General features: G+C 55.0%; 18 protein-coding genes and 1 rRNA gene. 7 read left to right on the top strand and 12 right to left on the bottom strand.

Annotated elements, in window-relative coordinates:
* Window positions 1–76, bottom strand: a 5S ribosomal RNA gene (gene rrf, locus E3E51_RS12245); the annotation flags it as partial.
* A gap of 55 nt (window positions 77–131) precedes the next feature.
* Between rrf and E3E51_RS12240 the strand changes: the two genes are divergently transcribed.
* Window positions 132–1667, top strand: coding sequence for a hypothetical protein (locus E3E51_RS12240; protein WP_167913376.1), 1536 nt, complete (start codon window positions 132–134; stop codon window positions 1665–1667).
* Window positions 1668–1671: 4 nt separating this feature from the next.
* On the top strand, window positions 1672–2046 hold the full coding sequence (locus tag E3E51_RS12235) for a ribonuclease P protein component 4 (RefSeq protein WP_167913375.1): 375 nt from the start codon (window positions 1672–1674) through the stop codon (window positions 2044–2046).
* 47 nt (window positions 2047–2093) lie between these two features.
* Here the strand turns inward: E3E51_RS12235 and E3E51_RS12230 are convergent, their stop codons facing one another.
* Together E3E51_RS12230 and E3E51_RS12225 are read right to left on the bottom strand one after the other, a co-directional pair.
* Window positions 2094–3254 (bottom strand): cell wall-binding repeat-containing protein, encoded by a 1161-nt coding sequence (locus E3E51_RS12230; RefSeq protein ID WP_167913374.1) that lies wholly within the window; start codon window positions 3252–3254, stop codon window positions 2094–2096.
* 239 nt (window positions 3255–3493) lie between these two features.
* Window positions 3494–4063, bottom strand: a complete 570-nt coding sequence (locus E3E51_RS12225; RefSeq protein ID WP_167913373.1) for a cyclase family protein — start codon at window positions 4061–4063, stop codon at window positions 3494–3496.
* Between the two features lie 53 nt (window positions 4064–4116).
* Between E3E51_RS12225 and E3E51_RS12220 the strand changes: the two genes are divergently transcribed.
* Window positions 4117–5382, top strand: coding sequence for an adenosylhomocysteinase (locus tag E3E51_RS12220; protein WP_167913396.1), 1266 nt, complete (start codon window positions 4117–4119; stop codon window positions 5380–5382).
* Between the two features lie 28 nt (window positions 5383–5410).
* Window positions 5411–6079: a tRNA (N6-threonylcarbamoyladenosine(37)-N6)-methyltransferase TrmO gene (gene tsaA / locus E3E51_RS12215; RefSeq protein WP_167913372.1), complete on the top strand. Its 669-nt coding sequence runs from the start codon at window positions 5411–5413 to the stop codon at window positions 6077–6079.
* Here the strand turns inward: tsaA and wtpC are convergent.
* Window positions 6051–7085, bottom strand: a complete 1035-nt coding sequence (wtpC, locus tag E3E51_RS12210; protein ID WP_167913371.1) for a tungstate ABC transporter ATP-binding protein WtpC — start codon at window positions 7083–7085, stop codon at window positions 6051–6053. The genes tsaA and wtpC overlap by 29 nt on opposite strands.
* Complete coding sequence (gene wtpB / locus E3E51_RS12205) at window positions 7078–7824, bottom strand: tungstate ABC transporter permease WtpB (protein WP_167913370.1); 747 nt, start codon at window positions 7822–7824, stop codon at window positions 7078–7080. The genes wtpC and wtpB overlap by 8 nt, the downstream gene beginning before the upstream one ends.
* Window positions 7825–8181: 357 nt before the next feature.
* On the opposite strand from wtpB, the gene E3E51_RS12200 reads away from it, so the two are divergent.
* Window positions 8182–8748: a hypothetical protein gene (locus E3E51_RS12200; protein ID WP_167913369.1), complete on the top strand. Its 567-nt coding sequence runs from the start codon at window positions 8182–8184 to the stop codon at window positions 8746–8748.
* Between the two features lie 35 nt (window positions 8749–8783).
* Here the strand turns inward: E3E51_RS12200 and wtpA are convergent, their stop codons facing one another.
* From wtpA to E3E51_RS12180, 4 genes are all read right to left on the bottom strand, one after another.
* Complete coding sequence (wtpA, locus tag E3E51_RS12195) at window positions 8784–9821, bottom strand: tungstate ABC transporter substrate-binding protein WtpA (protein ID WP_167913395.1); 1038 nt, start codon at window positions 9819–9821, stop codon at window positions 8784–8786.
* Window positions 9822–9957: 136 nt separating this feature from the next.
* Entirely contained in the window at window positions 9958–11313 is a 1356-nt protein-coding gene (locus E3E51_RS12190; protein WP_167913368.1) for an ATP-binding protein, read from the bottom strand.
* A gap of 22 nt (window positions 11314–11335) precedes the next feature.
* Complete coding sequence (locus E3E51_RS12185) at window positions 11336–11893, bottom strand: HD family hydrolase (RefSeq protein ID WP_167913367.1); 558 nt, start codon at window positions 11891–11893, stop codon at window positions 11336–11338.
* Window positions 11894–11895: 2 nt separating this feature from the next.
* On the bottom strand, window positions 11896–12210 hold the full coding sequence (locus E3E51_RS12180; RefSeq protein WP_167913394.1) for a GTP-binding protein: 315 nt from the start codon (window positions 12208–12210) through the stop codon (window positions 11896–11898).
* A 49-nt stretch (window positions 12211–12259) separates the two neighbouring features.
* Between E3E51_RS12180 and E3E51_RS12175 the strand changes: the two genes are divergently transcribed.
* Window positions 12260–12817, top strand: a complete 558-nt coding sequence (locus tag E3E51_RS12175) for an Era-like GTP-binding protein (RefSeq protein ID WP_167913366.1) — start codon at window positions 12260–12262, stop codon at window positions 12815–12817.
* On the opposite strand, the gene E3E51_RS12170 is transcribed toward E3E51_RS12175, so the two are convergent.
* From E3E51_RS12170 to E3E51_RS12160, 3 genes are read right to left on the bottom strand one after another with little or no spacing between them, the layout of a single operon-like run.
* Window positions 12814–13218, bottom strand: a complete 405-nt coding sequence (locus E3E51_RS12170) for a secondary thiamine-phosphate synthase enzyme YjbQ (protein WP_167913393.1) — start codon at window positions 13216–13218, stop codon at window positions 12814–12816. The two genes, E3E51_RS12175 and E3E51_RS12170, sit on opposite strands and share 4 nt — an antisense overlap.
* Entirely contained in the window at window positions 13218–13511 is a 294-nt protein-coding gene (locus E3E51_RS12165) for a hypothetical protein (RefSeq protein WP_167913365.1), read from the bottom strand. The genes E3E51_RS12170 and E3E51_RS12165 overlap by 1 nt, the downstream gene beginning before the upstream one ends.
* Complete coding sequence (locus tag E3E51_RS12160) at window positions 13490–14773, bottom strand: prenyltransferase (protein WP_167913364.1); 1284 nt, start codon at window positions 14771–14773, stop codon at window positions 13490–13492. The genes E3E51_RS12165 and E3E51_RS12160 overlap by 22 nt, the downstream gene beginning before the upstream one ends.
* Window positions 14774–14892: 119 nt before the next feature.
* Here E3E51_RS12160 and E3E51_RS12155 point away from each other — a divergent pair, with 119 nt between their 5' ends.
* Window positions 14893–15993 (top strand): TRM11 family methyltransferase, encoded by a 1101-nt coding sequence (locus E3E51_RS12155; RefSeq protein WP_167913363.1) that lies wholly within the window; start codon window positions 14893–14895, stop codon window positions 15991–15993.
* The last annotated feature ends 25 nt before the right edge of the window (window positions 15994–16018 follow it).

Below are 16018 nucleotides of genomic sequence, written 5' to 3'. Positions count from 1 at the left end.
ACCCGGGATCGCTGGCGGGCTTAACTTCCGGGGTCGAAACGAGACCGGGTGTGACCCCGCCGCTATGACCGCCGTACCGATACATACCTGCCGCGGAGGGTTTATAAACTTTACGGTCAATGAAACCACCGATGGAGAGGGAGATACTGGAACTGCTGATGCTGGAGAGGACAAGGGAGCCGCTGAGTCCAGGCAGACGGCTCAGGGAGTTTCAGTTGAAAATCCAGCGGATTAAAAACGGCGAGGACGTTGAGATAGCCGGTTTTCTGCTGGGCAGAAAGCCCCCCAACGCCCCCAGGGACGCCGCGTACTACCTCCTGTCCCCCCTCTCCCCCTCGGAGCTGGCTGGGCTCGGGAGGGACGAGTTCAGGACGTATCTGGTGATACGGGCAACGGAGGGCACGAGGGTCAGCGGGAACGTCAGGCCAGGAAGCTACGTCGTGGTGAATGGAATCGCGGACGCGTACCGCTGGGGAAACCTGAGGATGATCCACGCCGCCTCAATCGAAGGAAGGGACTATTCCGAGTACTGGAAGGACTACCGGGAGTTCGCGCTGAGCAGGCGCGAGGTGGTTGACCTGTTCGAAAGGACCATCTACGTCCGCAAGGACATGATGAAGGCCCTCATCTATTCACTCTACGGCGTCCCGTACATCCTCTGGGGAAGCGAGGCCCCCCAATGGGGCGAGGGCTTCGAGTACACCGTCTACAAGTACGGGGAAAACATGGGGCTCCTAGCCCTCTGGAAGGCCCTGAAATACTTCCAGTCAAGCCTGCCGTGGGAAGTCCGCCTGAGAAAAGAGACCGTCCTCGAAATAATCGACCCGGCACTGGACATCGATTTCCGGATACGCAATCCCAACTGGACGGACATGAGATACTACACTCCTTCCTCCAGGAGGGGACTGGTGAGAGTGCCGAAATGGAGCGAGGGGCATATAGTGAACAAAAGGGCGATCGGTCTGCTGCCCCGGGACGTCGAGGCAAACCCAACAGACCCCCTGGCCAAAATCTCCGAAACACCCTTTGTCCTCATGCCTTGGGAGGAGAAGCCATACTTCGAGGAGAACAGGGAATTCCGGCAGCTGATTCCCAACCTGCTCGTGACCATTTTCATCAACAGGGAGCGCTATCTATCAATGAGCCACGAGGAGCTGAGCAGACTGAGGGACGAGCACCTGAAATGGAGGAGATGGGGCAGGAGAGAGTACAGAGAAACGTTCGAGAAGCTGACGACTCCCAGCGGCGTGCTCCACCTGGGGATGAGGTTCTATCTCGACAGCAGACTCTTTGGGGCCATCACCCGGTTCTACGGAAAGGTAACCGACAGGGCGGTTAAAGACGTTAGGGAGATTGACGATACGATACTGAACGAGTGGAGCTTGTTCTTCGACGAACTCGTTAAAAAGCGGCCGGAGGTTATAATGGAGCTGGAAAAGGAGTACGAGCGCTACATCCCCTACGACGTCCGTGCCCAGAAGGCACTTCGGATATTCCACGACCTCGTTTCCACAAGCCCCCTCGGAGAAGTCACCAGGGAAGAGTTCCTGAGTGAGTTGCTGAAGAACGGCTTTAACGAACGGGACGCCCTCAACTTGATTGAAAAGTTTATAGCCACCGGCTACATTTACGAGCCGTTTCCTGGAAAGCTGATACTGATACGGTGATACCATGAGCAAGAAAAAGTTCATCCGCCAGAGGGAGCAGAGGGAAAAGCGCAGAATCGCCCGCGAGAGGATTGAGACCCTTTTCACACTCGCTGAGAGGGTCTTCCCCTACGAGCCGGAGCTGGCCAACCGCTACGTGGAGATAGCCCTCGCGGTTCAGCAGAAGGCCAGAATCCGGATGCCGAGAAAGTGGAAGCGCCGCTACTGCAAGCGCTGTCATTCCTTCCTCGTTCCGGGCGTCAACGCCAGGGTGAGGCTCAGGAACGGTCACGTTGTCATCAAGTGCCTCAACTGCGGCCACATCATGAGGTACCCGTACATCAGGGAGCAGAAGAAAAGGAGAAGGGAGCGGCAAAAAGAGGCTGATTCAAGCCGCTGATTTTACATCCCATACCCTTTGGTGGTGCTCAACGTGTGTTAGCTTATTCACGGCCGCGAGGAACCCATTCCGTGGGTTTTTTGGGCACTGTCCTTAATGTCCTGCCTCCCTTTCCGATAGGCATCCTTTATCATGGCCTTTATCTGGTTCATGAGTTCCTTGGCCTCATCGTACTGTCCGTTCTGAACCGCAACCTTGAGCCCCTCCATCAGAGTGTTGATTGAGCCCACGTCTATTCCCGCCCTCTCCATGACGCTTATCTGGGCTTCCAGTTTTGCCATCTCATGCTCCAGGGCAACTTTTTCGCCCCTCTCCATCATCGCCTTTATCTCACCGTTAGCCGTCTTGAGGCCAAACTCCGTCCGAACCTGGAGTCCGAGCATCAACCGGTACGCCTCGGCATAGTTTCCGGCCTGAAGCGCCTGGTTGGCCTTCTCCATCGTCATCTCCATGACCCTAACCTGCTGCATGAGCTGGGTGGAGTTGGTTTCGTTTGCCATCCTCTCGATAGTTTTGAGCCTCTCCTGAACTTGAACCATCAGCTGAAGAACCGTCTCCTTGGTGACGTTGGCCTGAACCTCCATGGCGGTACAGTTGCACTCGCGGAGCTGCTCCTTAACGTGCTCCATGACCCTCTCAGATGCCTGCGTCTTGACCACAGTGGCCGTTTTCACCTGGAACCGCTCCATGACTCCCGTGACGTTGGTGCTCTTGTTAACGTAGACAATCACCGCCCCGTTCTGAACCGCGAGCTGAAGGGCGTTCTGAATGGCCAGGCTGTCGTTCCCGGGGGCTATGACGCTCCCGTTGAACTGGAGCTGGAACTTTACCCTCGCCTGTTCCATGACCATGAGGTTGGTCTCGTACCTGTTCTGGCCGCCCCAGCGTTCGACGTTGATGTTGAGTTCCTCCAAGTCCGCAACGTATTCATCGACCACCGCGTCAGGGCCGCCGATTATTATCACCTCGTCCGGGGCGTAGCTCATAATCTCCGCCGTAACGTTCGGATCGTAGACGCCCCACGTTGTCGTGACTATCACGGCTCCGGTTTCATTGGCCAAGTACTCGGCGATTGCCTTGTCGGCCGCGTTGTCGCTGACCAGTATCACTGTAACGCTCCCTTCCGCCGCACTGACGCTTCCAACTGTCAGCGGCATTCCCAACATCAGCAGCCCAAACAGGATTGCCGCCAGTTTCTTCCCAATCATAGCTCTTCACCTCGCTTGTCTTTATGAAAAAAGGCTTATTTAAGCTTTTTTAACGAAATCGTCCACGTACGTTGGCGATTGTTTAGAAAAAAGTCTTGAGAACCGAGGTTTATCTTTTAACTGTTAACAAAGGTTTCACAACGTTTAACTCTGTTTAATCTAGATTAAGCTGGCACGAATATACGAATAAGGGAACAATAATTCTGCATCAAGCGAAACAAGCGAAATAAGTGTGCATTTCACTCCACAAAGGCTACCGCCCTGACGGGGCTTCCCGAGCCGCCCTCTATTCTCAGGGGAAACGCTGCAAAGGTGAATTCCAGCCCGATGAGGAGTTCCAGATTGGCCAGGTTCTCAAACACAGGCACCTCTGCACTCAGGAGTATCTTGTGAACGGCGTCGTCGCCGATGCTCATGGCATCAGTCCCGACGGCCCTTGCACCCTCCGCCACCAGAAACAGCGCCACCTCCGGGGAGAGCTCTCTGCCGCCCGTCAGGAAAAGCACCATCTTTCCAAAGTAGCCGCCGTCGGGAATCTCGTCGAGTCTTACCGGCCCATCCCCATCCCTGACGTCCAGAACTATGCCCTCACCGATGAACTTCTCAAGCGGCATCTCGTCGATGGTCTTACCCCCGGGCACGAAGTGCGCCGGCGCGTCAACGTGGGTGCCTGAATGCTCCCCCATCTTCAGAACGTTCATGTAGTAGCCGTCCCTGTCGATGACGGCCCAGAGCTTCACACTCACGGGCGGGTCGTCCGGGTAAACCGGGGTGTTCTCCGAGATGGGGAGGGAGAGGTCGATTATCATAGCGACACCAATCCTTTTTAACCCTCCAGATTAAAAACCCTGCGGTGATGATGATGAACTGCACGAGGGACTACTGCGTTAAGGACATCAACCTGGCCCCCAGCGGGGAGAAGAAGATAGACTGGGTCTCGCGCTTTATGCCGGTTCTCCAGACGATAAGGAGGGACTTCGAGGAAAAAAAGCCCTTCAAAGGGGTCAGAATCGCGACGACGCTGCACCTTGAGATGAAGACCGCTTTCCTGCTCCTCACGCTCAAGGCTGCTGGTGCGGAGGTTTCAGCGGCGGCGAGCAACCCGCTCTCGACACAGGACGACGTTGTCGCCGCTCTGGCAAAGGCGAGGGTCAAGGTCTACGCGATCCGCGGGGAGGACAGGGAGCAGTACTACGAGTTCATGCACAAGGCGCTCGACATAGAACCGAACATAATCATAGACGACGGTGCGGACATGGTCTCGACGGTGCTGAAGGAGAGAACAGAGCTGATAGACGAGCTCTGGGGTGCGAGCGAGGAGACGACGACCGGAGTAATAAGGCTCCGTGCCATGGAGAAGGACGGAGTTCTGAGGTTCCCAATCATAGCCGTGAACGACAGCTATACCAAATATCTCTTCGACAACCGCTACGGCACCGGCCAGTCAACGTGGGACGGAATCCTGAGAACCACCAACCTGCTGATAGCGGGTAAGAACGTCGTCGTTGTCGGCTACGGCTGGTGCGGCAGGGGCATAGCCATGCGCGCGAGGGGACTCGGAGCGACGGTGATAGTGGTGGAGGTTGACCCGATTAGGGCGTTGGAGGCGAGGATGGACGGATTCCTCGTCATGGACATGACGGAAGCGGCGAAGGTGGGCGACATCTTCGTCACCTCGACGGGCGACATCAACTGCATAAGGAAGGAACACTTCGAGGTAATGAAGGATGGGGTAATCCTCGCCAACGCCGGCCACTTTGACGTGGAGATAAGCAAACCCGACCTTGAGAGCCTGGCGGTCGAGATAAGCGAGCCGAGGCCCAACATAACCGAGTACAGGATGGCGGACGGAAGGAGGCTCTACCTTCTCGCTGAAGGCAGGCTGGTTAACTTAGCCGCCGCTGACGGCCACCCAGCGGAGATTATGGACATGAGCTTCGCCCTGCAGGCGAAGGCGGCCGAGTACATATTGAACAACCACGAGAGGCTTGAGCCGAGGGTCTACGTGCTCCCTAGGGAGATAGACGAGATGGTGGCGAGGATAAAGCTCGCCTCGATGGGGATAAAAATCGAGGAGCTCACCGAGGAGCAGAGGAAATACCTGGAGAGCTGGGAGCACGGCACCTAAGTCCTTTTTTTCTTTTCGGGTGGTGGCCATGAACTTCGAACCCTTCAAACTCGTTCCCGTCGGCTACGTGAGAAAGGACGGAGAGACCTTCATCGAAATCCTTCCGGGGTTCAGCGATGCCCTCCACGGTCTCAACGAGGGGGACTGGATAAAGCTGATCCTCTGGTTCCACGCCAGCGATAAACCGGAGAGAAGGAGCGTCCTGAAGGTTCATCCCTACAACAACCCGGAGAACCCGCTCAGGGGAGTTTTCGCCACGCGCTCACCGGTCAGACCAAACCCGCTGGCCATCTATGCCGTCAGGATAAACCGCATCGAGGGAAACAGGCTCTACATCGACTGGATAGACGCGATGGACGGAACCCCGGTCGTGGATATAAAGATACTCGTGGAGAGGCTGGACTGCCCGAGGGAGACCCCGATTCCAGAGGAGGAGCTTGACATACCTGCATCAAGGCAGGTTGGAGAGGTCAACCTGATACCCCGGAAAAGCGAGCACCTCGATGAGCTGGAAGAGGTCTCGCCCGAGGAGTACGAGGCGCTGGTTCTTGAGCTGGGACCGAGGACGGAGGCCCTGACAGCGAGGGAACTGGTCGAGCTGATCAACGCCCTGGAGGAAATATACGAGAACCTGCCCGTGGAGATAAAGGACAGGCTAAGGGGAAACCTCAGAACACGTGCAACGCGCTCGCCTTGAAGCTGACGTAGACCTCCCGTCCCTTCATTATTCCCATCTCCAGCATCGAGGAGCGGGTTATGAACGCTCTCAGATGCAGGCCGCCGATTCTCAGATGAACCCTGACGAGTGGGCCGAGTTCTTCAACCGACTCGACCAGGGCTTTAAACTCGTTCCTCGCGGACGTTCTAATTGGCCCTAACGAGAGGATTATGTCCTCGGGCCTCAGGCCAACGCGAACCCTTCCCCTCGCCTCTGCCGGAAGCTCTATCTCGACGCCGTTGCTCCTCAGAACCCTTCCCTCCGCGGTGCCCTCTATGATGTTCTCGAAGCCGAGGAACCGCGCGACTTCTTCACTAGACGGTCTCGAAAAGACGTCCCTAACGGAGCCGGTCTGGACGAGCCTCCCGTTGAGCATGACCCCCACCCTGTCGCCCAGGCTCACCGCCTCCTCGAAGGAGTGGGTAACGTGCAGCGCGGTAAAGCCGAGCTCTCGCTTCCAGCGCTTCATTTCGCCCAGAAGCCTCGCCCTGGTTTGGACGTCGAGGTTCGCGAAGGGCTCGTCCATGAGCAGAAGCTCGGGCTCCACAACGAGGGCCCTGGCTATGGCCACGCGCTGGCTCTCACCGCCGCTCAGGGTTTTTGGCTTTCTGTGGAGGAGGTGGGCTATGCCCAGAACCTCAGCTATTTCCTTAACTTTCCTCTCGATTTCCGCCCTCGGAACCCTACGGAGCTTAAGCCCGAAGGCTATGTTATCGAAGACGCTCATGTGGGGAAAGAGGGCGTAGTTCTGGGGGATGTAGGCGAGGCCGCGCCTCTCCGGCGGCCAGTTGGTTATGTCCTCACCGTTGAGAAAGACCCTCCCGGCGTCGGGTTCGATTATGCCCGCTATTATCTCAAGGAGCACCGTCTTCCCGGCCCCGCTCGGGCCGAGGATTATGAAGTGCTCTCCCTCGCTCACCTCAAAGCTTATCTCCCTCAGCCGGAACTCCTTCCAGTCCTTGGAAACGGACTTTACCTCAAGCATTGGCCTTCCTCCCCACGAGCCAGCGCAGGATAACGAAAACGGTGAGGCTCATCACGATGAGGATAACGGAAATCGGTCTCGATGCCCTCAGGCCGTAGTTGTTGAAGTACTCCATGACGAGAACCTGGGCCGTCTTCGGGTAGTACGCGACGATGAGTATCGCACCCACCTCGCTTATAGCGCGGGCCCACGTCATTATGGCCCCGCTCGCTATGGCCGGAAACGCCATCGGGAGTGCCACGGAGAAGAACGCCCTCAGGCGTGAGGCACCGAGGGTTCTGGCAACGTGCTCCAGCCCCTCGTCAACCGCCAGAAAACCATCGCGCGCGGCGTTTATCGCGAACGGTGCGGAGACGAAGAGCATCGCGGCTATTATCCCAGTGTAGCTGTCGAGGATTGCGCTCGAAAAGGTAACGAGGAGCATTATTCCAACGACTGAGTGCGGAATGACGATGGGAACATCAACCAGGGCCTGGACGAGGCTTTTCCCTGGAAACTCTTTTCTCGCGAGAACGTAGCCGAGGGGGACGCCGAAGAGGAGAGCTATGAGAGCTGTCGCCGTCGCTGTAAGGAGGGAGTTCCTGAGGGCTTCGATAACGTAGGCGTCGTGAAGGGCCCTGAGTAGCATGTCGAAGTCCGAGAGCTGTTTGGCGAAGATAACCACTAACGGAAGGGCTATATAGACGATGAGGAAGCTCCCCATTGCCGCGAAAAAGTAGAGGGTGTAGTCGCGCTTCATCTCTCTTGAAATCTTGGTTAATTTAAAAAACGTTATTGTTTAATGATTATGTTTAACTCTGGTCTACTCGGCCAGCCGGGAGCAGGGCAGGGCCGACTCTCTTGGGCCATCGTAGGAATGAATCCCAGGAACACTCGGTGGTGAGGTGTCATAAGGGCGTGTGAATCCACCGGATTGAAGGCCTGGTGCTCACTTCAAGATGGAAACATTTATATTAAACTACAGCATATCCGGTAATGGGCTATGAAGCTAAGTGGAAAATTATTTGCAGTGTTTATGATTGTGAAAAAGACAGTCTCGGCGTGGGGAAATGCTAAAACATTCGAATTGTTATCTTGAAGGAAGGGGGGTTCATCCATGAGAAAGGCTTTGAAGCTCTTCGTTGCCCTATTTGTATTTATTATAACTTTTCCCCTAGTTCTCACACATGCAAAAGTGCTCTACTATGACCTCCGGTACGGGGAACCGGTGGAGGAAGGAAGGCTTCCGGACGAGGTGAAAAGCTTCTCCTTAGAAGGTGAACCCAAATGCCGCGTTAAGGTTCGTGAGGGCGTGATGCTGATTGAAACGGAAAATACAAGTTTTGAGCTGAACACTGGGATGAATGTTAAGTACTCTGAAGGAAGCTGCCTGCTTCGCGGTGGTAGGATATACGCGGTCTTTGTTGAAACAGACGGCATTGTGGGGGTAGAAGGCCTGTACAGGGACATAGACGTCGTGTACCATATTCAGAGGCACCATGTTGTTGCGTTTAAAGGTAATGGGGCCGTAGAGTGGCAGTACCTGGAAACGGCAGGATGCAGGCCTGGTGGGGGTTGCTATCCCCCTGAGGAGCCCCGTATGAACATCCAGGATGGGAAGCTGTACGTGACCTTGGAGCCGCCAGAGAACAGAACGCTGGTGTTCAGTTTGGAGTCAACATGAGGGGTGAAAACATAAATAAAAGGAGGGGAACAGATTTACCCCTCAACCTTGACCTCGTCCTTGATCTCATCCGGAACGTTGCCGAAGGCAACCGGCGGCCAGATGAAGTCCTGGTGGTTCTCCTGGAAGACCCGCCTGCCGTTCTCGCCCAGGAGGTACTTGAGGAACTCCATCGCCAGCTCCCTGTTGGGCGCGTCCTTCGGAACGGTAACGCCGTAAACGATGGGCTTGGCCTTGATGACCTTGCCGGTGGACCCGATGTAGATGCTGACCTTCCCGTAGAAGTCGGCCTTGTTGAAGTCCTTGAGGTTTATCTCGTTCGGGAGGGTGATGTAGCTGAGGTTGTGCTGCTCGGCCACGCTCTTGTAGATGAAGAAGTAGTCGAGGCTTCCGCTCTCGACGAGGGCGGTAAGGTCAGTCTCCTTGGGCCTTATGACGACCCTGTCGTTCTTTATCTGGATATCCTTAGGGGCGACCACCATGCTCCCGTTGAAGTATATGTTCGTGTTCTTCTCGACCAGGGTCTCGAATACCGGTTTGTCGTAGTAGTAATCGGCCAGCTTCATGACCATGACGGAGCGGTAGCCGCAGGGGTCCTGGTTGGGGTCGGAGAAGCCAAAGGAGACGTCGTCCCTCGCCAGTATCTCGTACCACTTCTCCGGGTGGGCCTTCATCTCGTCAGCGTACCTGCTCTTCTCAGTGAACGCTATGACTATCTCGTTGGTGGCGAAGATGACGTAGAAGTCCGTGTAGTTGGGAATCATGAGCTGGGGAATGAGGGTGTAGTCCGCAACGCCGACCACGTCTGCCTTCTTGCCCAGGTCAGTAACCTTTCTGACGGCCTTGACGCTGCCGCTGGCCTCGTCCTGGAAGGTCACCCTGTAACCGAGGTTCTTCTCAGCGTAATCCGAGAACTCCTTCTCAAGCTGCTGGAAGGGTATACTCAGCGAACCCGCGTGGAAGACCACGAGGGTTGCCTCTTTGAGCTCTGAGTTCTCGGAGCCGTTTATGCAGCCCGCCGCGATAACGGAGAGCACGAGAAGCGCAATCAGAGCAATGCCTTTCCACCTCATTGGAACCACCAATGGAATGGGCAGAATCGTGTATTTAAGCATTTTGAGCAAACAAAAAAGTTAACGTTAACGGTTTTGTTTTCCCCGGATGAAGAAAGACTGTGGTCCTGTCGATTGAAGGATTGGAAGGCCCTCCTTACCGGGCCCCCATAAAGAGATCGCCAAGCTCAAAGATGATGAAGCCTTCCTCCTCAAATTCCTCCCTGCCCTCAACGCTCCTGGCAACGAGGCCGAATCTATTCATTTCCACTCCGGTTTTTACGTTTCCTGCCTTCTTTTTGAGTCTTTTGAGAACCTCAGCTGCCTCCCGGCAACTCAGGCCGCCCCATTTGACCTCGAAGAAGTACGCGGTTTCGTCCTTCAGGCCGACGAAGTCGATCTCCTCACCCTTTCGCCACCATCTACCCCCCTTCTCAAAGGCAAACTTTTTCCACAGGAAATCCGAGGCAGTCTTTTCAAAGACTGGACCCATGTAGTGGTCAAAATCCTGCCTGACGCGCTCCAAAACATCACCGTAAAACTCCCGTTCGATTCTTTCCCTGTCCGGATAGACGAAGCGGAACCAGAAACGGAAGTAGTTGTCGGCAAACTCGTAGCGCGTGTTCCTTCTCGTCTCCGGTTCAAAGGCAGGGTAAACCTTTCTGATCACGCGAATCCTCGCGAGGTTGTCGAGGTAGCGCGAGACAGTACCCCTGTCGAAGCCCGTGAAGCTCACGATGTCGCCGAACTTGGTCTTTCCGAAGGCTATGGCTTTGAGTATCGAGAAGTAGCGCGCGGGTTCCCGGAATTCCTGTCTCAGCAGGAATTCGGCCTCAGTGTAGAGCGGGCTTTCCTTCCGAAGGAAGAGCCTCTCAACGTTTTCCCAGAAGGAAGAGTTTCCATCGAACTGGTTCAGGTACAGAGGTATCCCATCGGCAACGCCGTAAACCCTCATCCAATTCTCTGGGGAATAAGCGGGAAGAAACTCCGGAACGTGCCAGTATCTTAGGGGTGTCACGTCGAGCTGCATGGTTCTGCGACCATAGAGTGGACTTCTGTGCCCAAGGAGCCTTTCCATCATCCCAGTGGACGAACCGATGAGGACGAGCTTAATCTTCGAGTTCTGGAGGTGGAGATCCCATGCTTTCTGGAGCAGGGAATGAAACGCTGGGTTCGCCTCAACGAGGTAGGGGAGCTCGTCTATAACGACCACACCATCTCCCCGCTCCGCAAGGAGCTGAAACAGCTCAAGCCAGCCAAGATTCGAGCGGGCAATGAGGTCATCCCCCAAGAACCCCGCAACCTTTTTCCTGAACTCGGCGAGATTTTCGTTTTCACTCCTCTCATCGGCCAGGAAGTAGAGGTGATGAAACCCCTCCACCGCTTTCAAGATGAGGGCAGTCTTCCCAACTCTCCTCCTGCCGTAAATCACTATCAGCTCAGCTTTATCGCCCTTAAAAGCCCTTTCCAGGGCTTCAAGTTCGCTCCTCCTATCGATGAATTGTTGCATCATGATTAGACTAATCGCCTTACAACTATTTAACCGTTCTCCTTATCTCCGCAAGCTCCTCAACAAGCTCCCGGAAGTGCTCGTAGAACTCGCTCTCCTTAAGGGAATCCAGCGCACCCCAGAACTCGTCGAGGTCTTTGAAGCCGGCCTTTTCGTACTCGTGGGCCTGAACCAGCATCTCCAGCTTGTCGGCGAACTTTACGAGCCTGCCCTCCAAGCTAAGTCCCTCTTCGTACTCTCGCCAGAGCCTGAAATACTCCTTTGGGTTTGGAGTCTTTATGAAAAGCTCCATCGCGGCCTTCTTCTCGGCCCTGCCCTTGTCGAGGTAGTACTGCGCCGTCAGGGGTATGTCGGTGACCCTTGCCTCGGCGAGGTCGTGGAGAACCGCTATCTTGAGGGCCCGCTCAACGTCTATCTCAACGCCTCTCGCTTTTAGCTCGTCGGCCAGGAAAAGAGTTATCAGGGCAACGCGGTAGCTGTGGTCGGCTATGCTCTCCGGGTTTGAAACGCCTCTGAGGAGCCAGCCCGTTCTGGGAAGTTTTTTCAGGTTCCCAGCCTCGATAAAAAGGTCGATGAGGGACATTTTCATTCCTCCGTCGTGAAAACCGCCCTTTTGGTTTCGATGGCGCTCGCCATTATGCAGTCTCCCAGAAAGCGGCCGTAGACCTTCACCCACTCGCCCTTTCCGAGGCACGGGCTTCCAGAGAATTCGACCCGGAGGCCGGAAACTTTAAAGGTCGTACGGTAGCCAGGCAGTTCCATGGGAAGGAACTCCACCAGGGGCTTGTCCTCTATGGTCCCCTCGATTACGACGTTCTTACCGCGAAAACCTCCGGAATTCAGCTCATCAACCGTAACGATGTAATAGTAATGATGACCGAGTTTGACCCGCTTGGGCATGCTCATCACCTTTAAAGGCCAATCCTGCAAATATCAGTGGGGTGATGGTATGATAAAGGTTGCGATTATCGGTGCCGAGAACGCCGGCAAGTCAACCCTCATGAACGCCCTCATAGGCGGCAAAATATCGGAGGTGGAGAACCTTCCCGGAACGACCAAGGGTGTAATCAGAAAACGCTTCGGAAAGCTCAAGATACCGAAGAGCATGAAGAACCCCCTGGGAGGGGCCGACGAGTTCGTGCTCATAGACACCGCCGGCCTCTTCGACCCCCAAAGGGAGCTGAGGGGCAAGGTTCTGAGCGAGGAGAAGTTCCGGGAGATAATCGACGAGATAGTCTCCGCGGACATAGTCATTCACATGGTTGATGCCACCGTCGGCCTGCACAGGGGCATGGAGAAGCTCCACCACATGCTCAAGTTCCGCTACGAGAAGCCGATAATCGTCGTCATCAACAAGATAGACCTCGTGACAAGGGAGCGGGTCGAGGAACTCAGGGAAACGATAAAAAAGCGCCTTGAGCAGGATGCGATACCCCTCTCGCTGGTCACCTACGAGGGGTTCAACGAACTAATCAAGAGGCTGGCGTACTACGCCCAGTACGTCTAGCACCTGCATATCTTCACCAGAACCCTCCTGTGCCTCGGACCGTCCAGTTCGATGAAAAGGATTCTCTGCCAGGTTCCGAGGAGCAGTTCACCGTTCTCTATCGGCACGACGACCTCAGGGTTCAGGAGAAGGGTTGCCCTTAGGTGCGAGTGGGCGTTGCTGTCTATGCGGTCGTGGGCATAGCCGGCGCCCTTTGGAATCAGCTCCTTCATCTTTGCCCTGATGTCCTGGATAAGCCCCTCCTCGTTCTCGTTTATGATGAGGCCCGTCGTGGTGTGGGCGGTGAAAACGACGGCGATGCCGCTGGTCACGTCACTCTTCCACACGAGGTGCTGAATCTGCTCGGTTATATCCACAATATGGAACCTCTCACCGGTTGAAACTTTGACCTCGAACAGCATTACTCCCACCGGATGAGTGCTTTCTTTATCTCAAGTAAAAGCTTATCGGTGGACTCAATCGGCCCGGAAACGACCGCCCTCAGAAGGACGGCCTTCTCGTAGGCACCAATCAAGTCCTTTCTGCCGTTGTCCACTACCTCGGAGCGGAGGGTTCTGTATATCTCCTCGACGGCGTCCCTGAACAGTATCTCGTCGGAGTAGAACTCCTTGTTCGTCAGGATGATGGTTATGAGGTAGCTGACGAAGTCAACCTTGTCCTCATTTCTCCCTATCAGTGCCTTGAGCCGTTCCATGACTTGACCCTCCCGGGAAGCTCCTGTTCCAGGGCCTTGATGAGTATCTCAGAGACCAGAATTGAGGAAAACCTCGGGTTCCTGACCTCAAGTGCGGCATCGATGGCCCTCTCAACCTCCCCCCTCTTGAGGAGGTGGTGGGCAACATCAGCCATGACGACGGAACGAAGCTCCCCGTTTTTTAGGAGCAGTCCTATCCGTATGGCGGCCTCAAGCTCGCCCATCAAAACATAATACCTGGCTATCTTGGCCCAGACCTCCTCGCTGGATGTGCTCTTGCCAACGGCCTCGACAACTTCCCAATCATCCCTCCGGGGGTTTCTCAGTATGACGTTCATAAGCTCCCTGCCAACGAGGGTCGCCTCCTCCTCGTTCAGCGCCGAGATGAAGGGCGGGAGAACGTCGTGGTCCCTCTTGAGAAGCTCAAGGGCTATCCTCACGAGGATGGACGGGGAATCCTCCAGCTCCCTCACCATCCTAACCGCTGCCACACCCTCTCCGACAAGCGCTAGGGCAAGGGCCAGCTCTACTGTGAACTCATCCCCGAACTTCTCCACGAGGGCACGGGCCACCGTTTCGATGGAGTCGATATAGTGCCCAAGAAGCCCATTTTCCTTCAGGTAAAAGACGACCTCCTTGAAAGTCTGAAGGGCAACGTCCTTTCTACCTATTTCCTCCAGGAGTGACACCGCGTTTTCGTAGGTTTCAAGGTAGAGATAGGCGCGTATAAGCTCACGGACACCCTCGGAACGGTGGGGCTCCATGTCAAGGTAATCCAGAATCAGCTTGCTCTTTCTCAAACGATAGGCAGCCTTGAGGCTTTCATTCCCTATCATCCTGGTGTTGAATCGCATAATCTCAAGGAGAAGGTCGTTCTTCAGTTTGCGGTTCTTTATCTCCATGGCATAAGTTAGGGCCTCACCAACTTCTCCCAAAGCAAGCATGTAAGCCGCGGCTCGTCTCATAAGGGAATCCCGCTGGATCGGGGGAAGAACCCGGGATTCCTCCATAACCGTTGTATATATCCTCTTGGCAGATTTAAGGCCCGCCCTACCCATAGAATATCCAACAGAGAGGAGAGCTTTAAACATTGTAAAGGGGTCGTCTATTTCCCTGGCAGTCTCGACCGCACGAAGGAATGCATCCTTGTAAGAACCGTGCTTGGCATTGGCGAGTTTTTCACCTATTTTAGCGTACGTTGCAGATTTCACATATGGATCTGCAATAACCTCAACAGATGCGAGCACTTCATTGATTAACATCCAATATGCCCCCAGGACATTGTGAATACTGCCAAGATCCCCTGGATGTATTTACGCATTTTATCTTATTAAGTTAACCCCTTAGGAACGTTTTTAAAAGCTCCTTTCAATGTTTAACCATGTACGCAGTCATATTTGGCAAAAATCGAGCCCTCAGCGAGGCGGAATTTTATTCCTTTGCTAAGAGATTCGACCTCAAGGTTCGGTCAGTCCATTCAAGTCGTTACTGGTTGTTATTTGATTCATCAACCAAAGTGGAAAGATACTTCAACCGCCTCGGCGGCTCTCTGAAGCTCGTCAGGATAGTCGGAGAGGGCGAGGATGCCATAGGCAATCTAGAATACGCGAGGCTCTTCACGGTCAGCCTCTACGGTGAGAGCGACTGGAAGCTCTGGCGGAAGCTGGGGAGCGCGGTAAAGAGGGAGTTCAAGGCGAAAGGCTCCTCGAAGTTCTTTAAGCCGGCAAAGACCTACGCCATGCCCGCCGAACTTATCCTCAAGGGCTTTCCAGAAGTCAAGGACTTCGTCTTCCTCTTCCGTGAGGACGGTGGCTTCTGGGTCGGCGAGACCGTGAAGGTCACCGACCCCTTCGAGCTGAAGAAGCTCGACGTGGAGAGGCCCGTTCAGAGGCCCATCCTTTCCATCCCGCCCAGGCTCGCGAGGATAATGGTGAACCTGACCGAGGTGAGGAAAGGCTCCTTCCTCGACCCATTCTGTGGAATAGGAACGATAGTCCAGGAGTTCGTCCTCCAGGGACTGAGTGCCTACGGAAGCGACCGCGACCCGGAGAGAATACGGGACGCCAAGAAGAACCTCACGTGGCTCAGAAAGGAGTTCCGTCTGAAGAACTCGGCACACCTTGAGGTCTGCGACGCGAGAAAGCTGAAGCGCTGCTTCCGCCAGCGGTTCGACGCGGTGGTTACGGAACCCTACCTCGGAAAGCCCCTCAAGAGGAACCCGAGCAGGGGCGAGGCGATAAAGCTCGCCAACGAGCTGGACAGGCTTTATTATCCCGTCTTCGAGAGCATCTCCGACGTTCTTAAGAGGAACGGAAAAGTGGTCTTCGTCTTCCCTGCCTACAGGCTGAGCGGAGGGGGAATATACAGAAAGGAAAGGAAGTGGCTGACCAAGCTCGGCTTCGAGGTCGTTGGAAGGTACACCGACTACGAGGAGAGGCACAGACTCGTTAGGGACATCCACGTGCTGAGGTATCGGGGCTAAAAATCGTTATAAGGAAAAAGTGAAT

This window comes from Thermococcus sp. 21S7 (genome assembly GCF_012027615.1).
In the GTDB taxonomy this organism is placed as follows: domain Archaea; phylum Methanobacteriota_B; class Thermococci; order Thermococcales; family Thermococcaceae; genus Thermococcus.
The sequence above is the reverse complement of the archived record's forward strand: the minus strand, read 5'-3'. Positions and strand labels throughout refer to the sequence as shown.

Bases quoted from the DNA above. Each gene is read 5' to 3' on its own strand.
- E3E51_RS12240 (WP_167913376.1), top strand. From the start codon at position 132: ATGGAGAGGGAGATACTGGAACTGCTGATGCTGGAGAGGACAAGGGAG.
- E3E51_RS12225 (WP_167913373.1), bottom strand. From the start codon at position 4,063: ATGATAATCGACCTCTCCCTCCCCATCTCGGAGAACACCCCGGTTTAC.
- tsaA (WP_167913372.1), top strand. From the start codon at position 5,411: ATGAACTTCGAACCCTTCAAACTCGTTCCCGTCGGCTACGTGAGAAAG.
- E3E51_RS12230 (WP_167913374.1), bottom strand. From the start codon at position 3,254: ATGATTGGGAAGAAACTGGCGGCAATCCTGTTTGGGCTGCTGATGTTG.
- E3E51_RS12220 (WP_167913396.1), top strand. From the start codon at position 4,117: ATGAACTGCACGAGGGACTACTGCGTTAAGGACATCAACCTGGCCCCC.
- E3E51_RS12175 (WP_167913366.1), top strand. From the start codon at position 12,260: ATGATAAAGGTTGCGATTATCGGTGCCGAGAACGCCGGCAAGTCAACC.
- E3E51_RS12180 (WP_167913394.1), bottom strand. From the start codon at position 12,210: ATGCCCAAGCGGGTCAAACTCGGTCATCATTACTATTACATCGTTACG.
- E3E51_RS12160 (WP_167913364.1), bottom strand. From the start codon at position 14,773: ATGTTAATCAATGAAGTGCTCGCATCTGTTGAGGTTATTGCAGATCCA.
- E3E51_RS12185 (WP_167913367.1), bottom strand. From the start codon at position 11,893: ATGTCCCTCATCGACCTTTTTATCGAGGCTGGGAACCTGAAAAAACTT.
- E3E51_RS12235 (WP_167913375.1), top strand. From the start codon at position 1,672: ATGAGCAAGAAAAAGTTCATCCGCCAGAGGGAGCAGAGGGAAAAGCGC.
- wtpB (WP_167913370.1), bottom strand. From the start codon at position 7,824: ATGAAGCGCGACTACACCCTCTACTTTTTCGCGGCAATGGGGAGCTTC.
- E3E51_RS12165 (WP_167913365.1), bottom strand. From the start codon at position 13,511: ATGGAACGGCTCAAGGCACTGATAGGGAGAAATGAGGACAAGGTTGAC.
- E3E51_RS12190 (WP_167913368.1), bottom strand. From the start codon at position 11,313: ATGATGCAACAATTCATCGATAGGAGGAGCGAACTTGAAGCCCTGGAA.
- E3E51_RS12170 (WP_167913393.1), bottom strand. From the start codon at position 13,218: ATGCTGTTCGAGGTCAAAGTTTCAACCGGTGAGAGGTTCCATATTGTG.
- wtpC (WP_167913371.1), bottom strand. From the start codon at position 7,085: ATGCTTGAGGTAAAGTCCGTTTCCAAGGACTGGAAGGAGTTCCGGCTG.
- wtpA (WP_167913395.1), bottom strand. From the start codon at position 9,821: ATGAGGTGGAAAGGCATTGCTCTGATTGCGCTTCTCGTGCTCTCCGTT.
- E3E51_RS12155 (WP_167913363.1), top strand. From the start codon at position 14,893: ATGTACGCAGTCATATTTGGCAAAAATCGAGCCCTCAGCGAGGCGGAA.
- E3E51_RS12200 (WP_167913369.1), top strand. From the start codon at position 8,182: ATGAGAAAGGCTTTGAAGCTCTTCGTTGCCCTATTTGTATTTATTATA.